Annotated in this window: 5 protein-coding genes; all 5 read right to left on the reverse strand. The window is 52.5% G+C overall.

The features are described 5' to 3' along the window. Window positions 1–124: 124 nt before the first annotated feature. The 5 genes from NSQ73_RS20845 to NSQ73_RS20865 all read right to left on the reverse strand — a co-directional run bounded on the left by NSQ73_RS20845 (window position 125) and on the right by NSQ73_RS20865 (window position 12,661). Window positions 125–1,084, reverse strand: coding sequence for a nucleoside hydrolase (locus NSQ73_RS20845; RefSeq protein ID WP_171718506.1), 960 nt, complete (start codon window positions 1,082–1,084; stop codon window positions 125–127). A 328-nt stretch (window positions 1,085–1,412) separates the two neighbouring features. Beyond that, a complete protein-coding gene (locus tag NSQ73_RS20850; RefSeq protein ID WP_340987976.1) occupies window positions 1,413–2,594 on the reverse strand; it encodes a MalY/PatB family protein in 1,182 nt (393 codons plus the stop codon). Window positions 2,595–2,698: 104 nt separating this feature from the next. After that, complete coding sequence (locus NSQ73_RS20855) at window positions 2,699–3,061, reverse strand: LytR/AlgR family response regulator transcription factor (protein WP_336103296.1); 363 nt, start codon at window positions 3,059–3,061, stop codon at window positions 2,699–2,701. A 161-nt stretch (window positions 3,062–3,222) separates the two neighbouring features. After that, on the reverse strand, window positions 3,223–3,912 hold the full coding sequence (locus tag NSQ73_RS20860; RefSeq protein WP_340987978.1) for a S1 family peptidase: 690 nt from the start codon (window positions 3,910–3,912) through the stop codon (window positions 3,223–3,225). 31 nt (window positions 3,913–3,943) lie between these two features. Next, a complete protein-coding gene (locus NSQ73_RS20865) occupies window positions 3,944–12,661 on the reverse strand; it encodes a chitobiase/beta-hexosaminidase C-terminal domain-containing protein (protein ID WP_340987981.1) in 8,718 nt (2,905 codons plus the stop codon). Window positions 12,662–12,664: the final 3 nt, after the last annotated feature.

Raw genomic sequence — 12,664 nt, forward strand, 5'->3', positions numbered from 1 at the left:
CCCCTACCATTTTACCAAACCAGGAAATTATAGCAAATTAAGAGATTGTAACTATTGGGAGATTCAATTGTCTGCTATTGAAGTAGGGTAGCTGATGCATAATTCTATTCCACTTACTTCACACTCACATAAACGCGCTCAAAAAGACGCCAACCGCCCGTTCAGCCTCCACATCCACCGCCACTTCGATGAAATGTCCGACCTTCGGCTGCGGCCGCAAATCTGCCACGACCATACCTGAGGTGAACTCTCCCTGATGCTCCACGCGAACCTTCATCCGGCGCGTAGTCACCAGATCCGGCTGCAGCGCAGCCATGAGGGCAAGCGGATCATGCAGCGGCGCACTATTGATCAGATAGTTGGCTTCCCGGTAAAATTTGAAATAGTATTCGAGTGACTCCTCCATGAAGTCTATGATGGACTTGTTCTCTTCGCGCCCATGGCGCTTCAGCAGCTCAAGATGCTCTGAGGTAATCCGTGTCTGCAGTGTAACGTCCAGCCCGATCATCAGCACAGGCAGGCCAGAGGTGAATACACGGTCAGCCGCTTCCGGGTCGCCCCACAGATTGGCTTCGGCTACCGGAGTCACATTGCCCGGCTTAAAGACCGTGCCGCCCATGACCACTACCTTCTTCAGCTTGGAGGTCAACTGCGGGTCCAAATCCAGCGCGAGCGACAGATTGGTCAGCCGTCCGAGCGTTACCAGCACAATCTCACCCGGGTTCTCATCCGCCATCCGCACAATGAACTCCGCCGCCGTCTCTTGCACCGGCACTTGCCGGGAAGGGGGCAGCTGAACGCCGCCAATCCCATTCTCCCCATGCACATGGGTCGAGAAGCCGGTCAGTTCGCGCACCAGTGCCTTGGACGCTCCAAGCGCTACCGGGATGTCGTATCCGGGATCTGCGAGGGCAAGCAGCCGCAGCGTATTATCCGCCGCCTGCTGCACATCAATATTGCCAAACACCGTCGTAATCCCCTCAACTACCACATCCGGTGTGCGGAGGGCATAAAGAATAGCCAAAGCATCGTCTATTCCTGTATCACAATCAATAATCATCCGGGTTGTATTACTGCTACTCATCTCTATCTCTCCCACTCTCTATATATACTTACTCTATCAGCCGTACTGCCCATCTTATCACGGGTTTGCGGTCTGCTCAATAAGCGGTTGTGGTTGATGCGCATGCCGGGAAGGGGCAGCAAGGGGTGTTCACCGCGAGGTTGGCGGGACACCTTCAACCTTCGCAGACAGCGGTATAACAAGAAATCCGCTACCCCTAGGGGCGCGGATTTCTTGATCGCTGTAAATGTTTTAATATAGCGTCTGATTTATGGTACGCTACCTTTTCGCTGTTTGTAATTGCAAAGTATACAACTATATGCCGCAGCTACAAGCATACGTATATGCTTTATTGCTGAACATAACGGGCAGCAGCCTGAGTGAACCGCTCCAGCGCTTCGGCAAGAATGGAACGCGGACAGGCCAGATTGATACGCAGATGACCTTGGCCTTCCGTACCGAAGACAGAGCCTTCGTTAAAAGCCACCTTGGCCTCACGGTACATCAGGTTCTTAAGCCCGTCCGCATCCAGGCCCAGTGCCCGGCAATCGATCCACAGCAGATAGGTGGCTTCGGGTTTCATTGGCTTCACCTGCGGCAGATGCTCTGCGAGATAGCCAATGGCATAATCCGCATTGCCGCTGACATGCTGCACCAGCTCATCGAGCCATTCTCCGCCTTCATTATAAGCCGCCTCAACCGCCTCCGGCGTGAAGAATGCCGACATATGCAGACTGAGTGCCTTCAGCTTGTACTCGAATTTCCGCTTCAGCTCGGGACTAGAGGTTACGATATACGAGGTTTGCAGGCCCGGCAGATTGAAGGTTTTGGTCGCTGCCAGCGTAGTCAGTGTAATATCCGACAGCTCCGGCGACAGGGACGCAAACGGGATATGCTTGTAGCCCGGCATTGCCATATCGCAATGGATCTCATCCGAGATTACCGTTACACCATACCGCAGGCACAGCTCTCCAAGCCGCAGCAGCTCTTCCCGCTCCCACACTCTGCCGCCCGGATTATGCGGACTGCACAGCAGCAGCAGCTTGGCGCCGCCGGCCATCAGCTCTTCAAGCTGGATATAATCCATAACATAATGGCCTTCTTCCAGCTTCAGCGGGTTGATCGCCACCTTGCGGTCATTCATCCGGATCACATCATAGAAAGGATAGTAGACCGGCGACTGCAGAATCACCTGATCTCCCGGCTGGCTGAACAGCTCTACGGACAGGCTGAGCGAGGTCACAATTCCCGGAGAATCGGTGATCCATTCCTTCTGAATCTCCCAGTCATGACGGCTGCGGTACCACCCGGCAATCGCCTCCTTGTAGGAGTCACTCGTCACACTATAGCCGTACACCCCTTCCTGTACACGGCGCAGAATCGCTTCCTTCACGGCAGGGGGACTCTCAAAGTCCATATCCGCGACCCAAAGCGGAAGAATCTCCTTGTCTCCGAACAGCTTCTCGGACTGGTCCCATTTGTATGAGCGGGTATTGCGGCGGTCAATGATACGGTTAAAATCGTACTTCAAATAAATCACCCATCCTTTCTGCTTGTCCGTTTATTGTAACATGGAGAGAGACTTCCGGCATCCTGATTCAGTCTGGCGGCTTCGGGCTTACTCCGGCATACGCTTCAGCTTCCCTTACGCAGCCGTTCGAGTGACTGGCCCAGGCGGACCTCCTCCAGGGGCTTCAGCACATAATCCACAATGTCTTGGTCGAAGGCCCATAGGGCATGCTGTTTGCTCTCGGTGACAATCACAATCTGAATATCCGGCAGCTTCTTTTTTACACGTTCGGCTACAACTATTCCCTGCTGGCCGGGCAGCTGAAGATCCAGGAACAGCACATCGGGCTGCAGCAGAACAATTTTGTCCACAACATTCTCGGGATAGGCCGACATTCCAATCACATTCACCTTGCCTGTATGCTGCAGCATGGAAGACAGCTTATAGAGATCCTTCTGGTTCATATCCAGCAGAAATGCCTTGATCACTCGGGTTCCTCCTCCTTCCGGACGGGTGAATTACGCAGTCTATCGGTACAGGTGTCTAAAAAAAGTGCTGTCCCCCCGTTTGCTCCAAACGTCAGAGGACAGCCATTGTTATTATTATTTTGCAGCCTTCATTGTTGTCTAAGCTGCTTCTGAAGTGAACTTTACTTGAAGTTTGCCGGCAGCAGGCTGCGCAGATCCTCCATATTTACAACCAGATGAATGTTGTTCATGGTCCGCAGCGAACCGGAGATAATTCCGGCAAGCTGGCCATGTGTATCCAGCAGCGGACCTCCGGACATCCCGCTTGCCACCTGGGCCGAAGTCAGAATCCGGCTTCTACCATTGATCTCCGCAGCAGGCGTGTTGACAATCCCTTCGGTGATGATCGCTGTATTCTTAAGCGGATAGCCCAGTGCGAATACAGCTTCTCCATGCTTCAGCACGTCTTTGCGCAGAGGAAGATATGCATATGCATTGCCCTTCTGCTTCATAGCAGCAGGACTTGGCAGTTCAAGAACAGCCACATCCTTAAGCTCATCGAATTTGGTGACTTTGATCGGACTGATAATACTACCATCCGCCATCACCCCTTCCATCCGCTCCGCGCCTTTGACCACGTGATACGCCGTTGCCGCTGTTCCGGCCGGAGACAGGATAATTCCTGTCCCCGTGGAACTTGCGGTGCCGTCACTTTTGAGTACCCGCAGATAGAACATGGCTTCATTCGCAATTCCGTAGCTCTGTTCAGCGTTATACACACTTGGTGTATCGGCGCTGGTAGTGCCTGAATAGAAGAGCACTGCCGAGATCAACGAGAAGATCAGGCTTACGGCAAGCAGTTTTGTTTTCATCCGCCAATCTCCTTCATAAAAGAATTACAAATTATTGCACAACCGACATGATGTCTTTGTAAGCCCAGTGTGTTGCCGGAAGATCCTTGAAGCGTACTGCTGTTACAGCCAGCTTCTTCGTACCGGCAATCCGGTTGATCAGCACTACAGCCTGAGCACGGGTAATCGGCGATCCCGGTTTAAATGTGCCGTCAGGGAAGCCTTGTACATAACCTGCTTTGGACAGGGCATTCACATAATTCTCTGACCAGTGGCCCTTCAGATCCGACTGCTTCGTAACTCCGGTATCTGTAACATCCAGCTTCAGCACTGTAGTCATGATCTTGGAGAACTCGGCTCTCGTCAAGCCCTTCGTTCCGCCGAAGCCACCGTCCGGATAACCTTCAATAATGCCTGCCGAAGCGAAGAATCCGGTCAAAGCCTCGTTGCCTGCACTTACATCATTGAACAGGTTTCCTACATTCACGTCTTCCATATCCAGCAGCGGTGCAAGAGACTGGATCAGCTCATATCTGGTAATGGCTGCATTAGGCATAAACAAACCATTCGGATAAGCAGCGATATACTTAATTTCTCCCGCATTGCTCTTCAGGCTGTATTTGGCATTCTCCACTACATATTCAATGGTAGTCACAGTATCATCTTTATCTGTGATCATTTTGATCGTCATGGTCTTGGTAATCAACAGCTCACCGGTATATTTCGTGCTGTTTACTGTCGGCGTGCTTCCGTCCGTTGTATAGTAGATCGTTTGCCCTTCCGGAGCGGTCAGCTTCAGCTTGCTGTTCTTGGCAATCTTCACTGGAGCTTCACTGTCTCCATTCACCGTTGTAGTACCGGCAATAGCGGTAATCACCGGAACAGGAGTTGGTGTTGGGGTCGGGGTCGGGGTCGGCACAACTGCACCGCCACCGCCACCGCCGCCGCCTCCACCACCGCTGGAAACTAATAGCGTCCAAGTCCAGGCCGATACCTTGCTGTATTCTTTGCCCGGAACAATGGTGACGGCTTTAACAGTCGTCTTGTCCTTCAGCACAATCGCTTCGCTGTATAGCTGAGAAGCTTCCGTAGGATCTGTGCCGTCGAGCGTGTAATAAATTTGGCCGCCCGGCTCCGCTGTTGTCAGCTCTACTTTCACTTCCGTCGAGAAGCTCAGCTCCGCAGGTGTTGCAGTTGGTGCAGCTGCCGAGCCAGGGTATTGCAGTGCAGCCGCATTAACTGTAATGCTTCTGCTCTGTCCTCCGGCTGTTGCCTTCAGCACTGCGCTGCCGCCCTGTTTCAGGCTTCCTGCAGCACCGTTCACATCTGCCTTGGACGGATCTGCACTCCATACCAGTGCTCCGCTGCCGCTCAAGCTGAATGCTGAACCTACACGGTTAATCAGATCCTGCGGGTTCAGTATTACGGCCGCTGAAGCAAGAGTTCCTTCTTCTGTTCCGTCAAAGGCCAGAAGTACCGGATAGAATGTGTTCTGTGCTGTCCAGATTCCGGCATCCAGACCTGCTGGAAGATTCGGGCTGGTAAGCTCTGTGCCAAGCAGCCCCATTGCACTGCTGCTGTTGCCAGCCACTGCTTGGCCATCCAGATTGTAGAAGGCAATATTATTCTTCAGCATTTGTCTGTTGAACAAGGATTGGCTGATGGTTGCATGATCAGACTTCTGTCCGGCAATCCCTCCGAAGAAGGCCTGCAGCGGAAGAATTTTGCCTTTCACTCCAGCTTTCACTTCTCCGGTATTCAGGGAAGAAGTAATCGCTCCGCTCTCCGCCAGACCGGCGATACCGCCAGCCCATGCTGTAGACATTCCTTCTGCGTAAATGGCACCGGCGGAATAGCTGTTCTTGATCTCTCCCGCGTTCAGACCGCTAATCCCTCCGGCTATAGCCTGGGCCGAAGCCACATGGATATCGCCATAGACAATCGACTCTGAAATTGTACCTTCCGCACTATTCTCGCCGGCGATGCCGCCGGTTGCCAGTGTGGCAGTAACATCAATATTGCCTTTGGACACTGCCTGGTGAATCACTCCGGCGTTGCGTCCGGCAATTCCGCCTTTACGGCCCTGTCCCGAAAGAGTCACTCCGTCATTAGCAGCCTTCTCAATGAGGCCTAGATTCACACCAGCAGCCCCGCCTGCCGTGGCACTGCCTGCTACAGAACCACTGACGTTAACCTTGCGGATTACTGCACCTGTGTGATTGAGCCCTGCAGCAATACCGGAATTTACTGCGCCGGAAATATCCGCTCCGGTAAAGTTAACATTCAGAATCTGGCCATGGTTTTCTTTAATGAATCCGGCCGTCTGCTGCTCAGAGAGTTTCAGTGAAAGTCCGCTAATCGTATGGCCTTGACCGTCAAATACTCCCTTAAAGCTGTCGAATGCGGTCCAAGTGCTTCCGGCAAGATTAATATCCGCCCCAAGCAGGATGGTTGCCAGCTCCGGTTTGTCGTCAGCTGTTCTGTTGAACAGCTTGTAATAATTCAGGCCTGTCTCGTTATAGAACATGACTGCACCCGAGAGCTGCAGCGGAGTCTGGACCGTGATTGTTCCGTCTGTCAGATCGTTCAGGAAGGAGGTATCATAATCCATAATCCATGTGCCTGAGCTGAGCGGATTAACCGCTGCTGAACTAACAGCGCCAGCTGCCGCACCTGCATTGTGACCTACTGCCTTCAGTCCTGCCGTAAGCGTACCTGTCGTATACGATGAACCGGAAATTTTGCCGTCCCGGAAGTTATAGCCGACCAGTGCGCCTGTAGAGACGTTATTGCCTGCTACATTAACGGAGATCTCCGGAACATTGGCATAGACGCCTGTCAGAGTCCCGTCATTATAACCGGCAAAGCCACCGTTGTAAGAACGGGTTGAAGACTTCACTCCGACTGTAGAAATCTTGTTCTGCAATGCGTAAGAATTGCTGATGCTGCCGCTTCTCTCTACCGCTGCTGCGAAACCGCCGCTGCGTGTGTCGAAGCCGGTATTGCTGATGTCACCGGAAGCATAAGAGTCCGTAATCGAATAATGATCTACAGAACCCGCGAAGCCGCCGACATAAGAGCCTAATCTGCCGCTGACATTCAGCTTGCCTGCTGCATAGGATTTCTGAATTTGTCCTGCAAGCGTACCATTATCACCCAGAAGTCCGGCAAAACCGCCCGCATAGATGGTATTGTCCTGATTGGTATCGGTGATTTGTACCGGAATATCCGTATGGGTATGCGTAATTTTGATAGTATCCCCCATACCGATTACTCCGCCGGCATGTGTCGCCGGTACAGATTGACCCAGTGTTAACGCTGTGCCAACCGTCAGAGCTTGTCCAGATCCGGCGATCACCTTGCTGTAATGAATCTCGCCGCCTGATCCCCAGCCGACAAGTCCGCCGGCATTATACACTCTGCTGGCATCCGCATGCAGACCGGTCTTCACGATGGTATCTACAATGATACCGCTGCTGTATCCGGCAACTCCGCCTGCATTCACTGTGTTGCCGCCGGTTACATTCAGCCCGGAAGCAACCTCAGAACTATAGATTGAGGCATTGTCGTTCTTGCCTGCCACACCGCCCACATAGAGATCAGCACTATTGTCTGCTCCAGTGACCGTTATCTTGCCGCTTTGAACTTTGGCAATGTAAATGCCGCTGTACAGCGGATAGGCTTTGCCGAAATCATAGCCCCGGTGGATATCATCCGCAGAGACCGTTCCGGCAATCCCGCCGACTGCTGCATCGCCGTTCTTCGCTGCAACCTGAAGATCAGGTGATGCCTCTGCATGGTACAGGATAGAATTCACACTCTCTCCCAGGATACCTCCCGCAGTAATCTCTTCACCTGCGGCCTGCAGAGAAGCATTGAACCGGACATCATTGATCGCCGTATGGACAGCCGATCCGGCAATCCCCCCGATAACAGCCTTCAGGCTGTCGCCCGTAGTAGACAGCTTCACGCCTTCAACTGCTGCATGTTCAATGTCAAAGCTGTTTCCCGGATCAATGGACCGGGCCAACATTCCGCCCAGCTTGCCTTCTTTAACGCCTACAACACCACCGGCAGTACCGTTGGCGCTCAACTGCACACCGCTTCCGAAGCCTGTCACTGTGACATTGCTGATGCTGTTTCCGGCATCCGATTGGCCGATGATGCCTCCGAGAATCGAGCCGAGTCCGCGTGCTTCAAGCGTTCCGTCAGCAAAGGTCAGCGTAATATCCTTCGCCTGGCCCGAGATGAATTGGCCAATGAGTCCGCCGACCGTGGATTCCATTCCCGTAGCCGAAACCCGGTACCGCGAATTCACTTCATGCTCAAGACCTGTTACATCGCCCGTCTGGACTCCGATAAGCCCGCCGACAATCGCATGGTCAGCAGCGCTGCCGGTGCTTCCGTCTATATCCTTAATGGTATAAGTCCCGGTTGTGAAATCTGCTGTATTCTCACCGATCAGTCCACCGGCAATGCCGTGGTCAGCAACCGTCTCAATCCGGCTTCCGCCGTCCAGCGTAAGGTGGAGTCCGGTAATACTGCCTGAGTTGCTGCCGATCATCCCCCCGACAATTCCGCCGCTGACCTTCACGCCGCCAAGCAGCTTAAGATCCACATTGTTCACTGTACCCAGGTTCATCCCGGCAAGGACTCCGGTGTACTGGTTGCCCGCAACAGAGAGCGGCTCCAGATTGATATTCTGGACGATCGCCTTCGTACCGATGACTCCGAACAATCCGGAATGAGTGTACACAGGCTGCAAGGTTAAGCCATCGATCAAGTGATTGTTTCCTTCGAAGGTTCCTTCAAAAGGATTGGCTTCCTTGTTGCCGATCGGCACCCACTGCTTGGACTGGATATGGATCGGATTCATGATCGTCACCGTTCTGTCCGTGAAGTCGAATTTGTCCGCTCCGGCAATCGTGCCGTTGACAATTGCTCCCAGACCGGCAAGCTCTGCTTCCGTAGTAATCTGGAAGTTGATAGCATCCTTATCCTTCATGTACCAGTTGATATTGGCATTGACATCATTGCCGATATCACCGCCGGTATTGGCTGCACGGTTTACTTCAGGATATTGGTATACTGCGTTAAGCGAGCCATATTTCCATGCGCCTTCAAAGTCCCAGCCTGACAAGCCCGGGAAGACCGTTCTGTCCTTCAGCGTTTCCGAGAGGATCGTAGTCAGCCGCACATGCACATTCAGCCAGCGGTGATTGCCCTCTGCGAAATCAGGCAGGTCAGAGTTGATGTTGAGCGCTTCATCTTTAATGTAATAAGACTTGTAGAGCAGCTCTTTGCTTGCATTGTCATAACGTCCGGCGAAGCCGCCGGCATAAGCGCCCGAACCAGCAGTAACTTCCGCCGCCGAGTATACATTGTTCACTTTACCGTTAGTTATTCTGCCGATGAAACCGCCAACGTAAGAATTGGCTTTGGCAGCTGCTACGCTTTTGGCTACATAAGAGTTCTTGATGGTACCGCCGGAGTGTTCCCCGACCAGACCGCCAACATTCGTATATACGCCGTTTGCCGTAACCTTGGAGGAGGTATAAGATTGCTCCACCGTACCGGCTGTGTTTCTGCCGATCAGCCCGCCCAGGTAGACCGAACCGCTTGCTGTTCCAGTTGCATTGCCTGTAACGTCGATATCTACATAGGAGCCGAGAACTGCCCCTGCATTCTCACCAGCCAAGCCGCCAGCCAGTGTGCCTACACCCTCAATGGTCAAGTTGGCATTGGAGTACGTATAGTAGAGAGTTCCTGATGCCGTGTTCACCCCGGCCAAGCCGCCGATGATGGAAGAATTGCCTCTGGAGATTACTGTGATTTTATCAGTAATGCTGTTATTGGCAATCAGAGTGCGGTTCTCGCCGACCATCCCGCCCACGATTGCAGTAGGTGAAACAGCGGATACAGTACCAAGTGTGCGCGTATTCTGAATCGTACTAACCGCTGTGGCCGGATTCAATACGGGATCAATTGTCTGGGCATCATTCAAGCCCACAATCCCCCCGATATAAGATGAAACTGCTCCGGCGTTAGCCTTCAGATTCAGAGCACCTATATAACTGTTTGCAATAATTCCTGAAGAACTACCGTGGTTGTACCCTGCCACCCCGCCTGCAGTAGCGCGTGGTGCATTAATCGTCAGATTAACCGTTGTACCTACCAGACGGTCAAGCTTGGAGGCTTCATTGTAGCCGACAATACCGCCAATATAGGCATCTGTAGCGGCTGGCGCTACCAGAATCAACATGTTTTCCAAGTTCACTATTTTGCTGTCACTGTAGATAGCGCTGTTCTCAAGTGTACCTGCCAAGCCGCCGACAGACGGTTTAGCTGCCTGCGCTTGAATGAACACCTGCGCGTCATCCGCTGCGTTCACCTCCGGATTAGTAATATCCGTAGTTTTCGCAGCCCCTACGATCGCTCCTGCTTTGGATTCCACAGCAGTCAGCGTAATCATCGGGTCATATCCGGGAACATTCAGCACAGCTGACTTCATTCCCGCCCGGTCAGCAGGAGCTGCCGGTCCTTCAGAATGTCCGGCAATCCCGCCGGCTTCAGCACGTGCACCATTCGCCTCAATAGACAGCCGGGTAACTGTAGCGTTAACCAGTTGACCGGTATTGAGACCGGTATTACCGCCGAGTACGTTATCCGCACCCGTTGAAGTGATGACTACATTCTCCGCATGATTGAACGGAGCCGCTGCAGCCGAATGGTTCTCACCGAACATTCCGCCAGCTTTTACCGAAGCACCTGTAGCTTTAATTTCAGTACGGCTAGTGTGTCCGTTGAACTGGGCAGCCGAGTTATGCCCTGCGCCGCCGCCGAAGCTGACCTTGTCGGCCTTCAGTTCAACCAGCAAATCCTGTACTTCCGCAGGCACGGTGACAGTGCCGATTACCGCATCCGCAGTAAGCTTACCGGCTGCGCCGCCGATGGTATATCCGCTTTTGCCGGCTTCATTCAGGAAGCTGATCCGGGCAGCCTTGCCGCCGTTCAGAACCAGAGGCTTAGTGTTCACGCCTACAAGTCCGCCGAACGTGATGTTATCCAGGCCGTCTGCCGGAGCAGCTACCACAGCTTTCAGAATTAACGTGCTGTAGCTTGCCGAGGAAGCATCTCCGGCAGTGATGTTGTTCATGGTTCCTTGTGCATTACCGGCAATCCCCCCGGCAATCCCGCCTGCAGAAGTTACCTGAAGTGTTGCATATTTAACAGAAGAATCATTCAGGGTACCTTCCAGATAACCGGCGATTCCGCCGATTGTACCATCCGAAGTTATCGCCAGAAGATCGCTTGCGGTTTTGCCGGTTACTGATGATGTAATCGTTCCGCCGGCTTCATACCCTACGATACCGCCGGTGTATACATCCGCTGTACCTTTTACATTCAATGCACCTGTGGAGGAGGCCTGGCCTATATTCCCGCCGGCATCATAACCGGCAATCCCGCCAGTATAGATTCCTGTTCCTCCGTTAACCGAGACAAGCGCTTTATTCTCAAACACCCCCGTTGCAGCGTTGCTGGTTACCAGTCCGCCTGCAGCATGTCCGACAAATCCGCCAGTAGATACATTTTGTGTACCTGTAGCTGTAATCGGCTGCGTGTTGATGTAAGCATGTGTCCAGGTGAATTTGCTGCCGGTGTATCCGGCAATTCCTCCTGTGTATACATTCTTGCCGCCATTATTCACTACCGGAGCGGTATTTACAAACGTAATCCCAACCTCCGGACTGACTACCGTACCCGTTGCTCCTACAAGCGCTCCGGCTGCCGAGCCTTCTGCCGCAGATGCATTAACCGTAACTGCACCCTTATTGGTAGTCATGTTAGAGAATACTACGGTATTGTCCACTTTACCGGCAATTCCGCCTGCCACAACCTGGTTTCCGCCGGCGATGGTGACAGAAGCATTATTGATGATCGGAGTATCTTCATCATTCAGACTAAGCGGTCCTGTAGTATGACCAGCAATCCCGCCTGCGGTGAGAACGGCACTGTCAGTACCTTGTGCGAGAATTGCTGCATTATTGACCACTTTTTTGATGATGATGCCTCTGGATTCACCGTAGCCCAGGATCCCGCCGATATCAGCTGAACCTTGCGCCGTAATGGTTCCGTTGTTGATAGAGTTAGAGATCATACCTTCGCCCATTCCGACAATTCCGCCCGTGAAGGAGCGGTACGGAGAAGCGTGAGTGCTGATACTGATATTGTTGGTAATATCGAAAACGATGCTGCTGCCGCTCATTTTACCTACTGCAGAGCCTGCATATACATCATAGGTTACACCGGTAACAGTGATGGAGCCAGACCCTTCAAAAGTCAGACCGCCGACTGTCCCGCCCTCCATATTTCCTACCAGACCCTGATAGGACAAATTTGTAACGACATTCATATTGGAGATTTTCTTGATTAGACCACCCTCAGTGATCAGAGTACCCTTGAATGGATGTTCGGCTGTACCAATGGGAATCCATTGATAGTTTTTGAGATCCATGTCTCGCGTAATTTCAAGAATTTTGCCTTGCAGACCATTCCCAGTGCCTTCATTAACCAGCTTGGCAACACCCGCAAGCTTATCCTCACTATCAATTTTGAAGGTATCATTGGTAGATATATACCATTCGGTCTTTGCCATGCTGTCCCAGGTCTGCGGATCAGCCTTAGCCATGATTCCGCCGGCAACTGCCGCAACGACAACCACTGCCAGCGCTATTAAATACCCTATAATTGATTTCCGCTTCAAAGCCATTTT

The organism is Paenibacillus sp. FSL R10-2736, from assembly GCF_038000245.1.
Taxonomy (GTDB): domain Bacteria; phylum Bacillota; class Bacilli; order Paenibacillales; family Paenibacillaceae; genus Paenibacillus_AQ; species Paenibacillus_AQ phytohabitans.

Bases quoted from the DNA above. Each gene is read 5' to 3' on its own strand.
- NSQ73_RS20845 (WP_171718506.1), bottom strand. From the start codon at position 1,084: ATGAGTAGCAGTAATACAACCCGGATGATTATTGATTGTGATACAGGA.
- NSQ73_RS20860 (WP_340987978.1), bottom strand. From the start codon at position 3,912: ATGAAAACAAAACTGCTTGCCGTAAGCCTGATCTTCTCGTTGATCTCG.
- NSQ73_RS20865 (WP_340987981.1), bottom strand. From the start codon at position 12,661: ATGGCTTTGAAGCGGAAATCAATTATAGGGTATTTAATAGCGCTGGCA.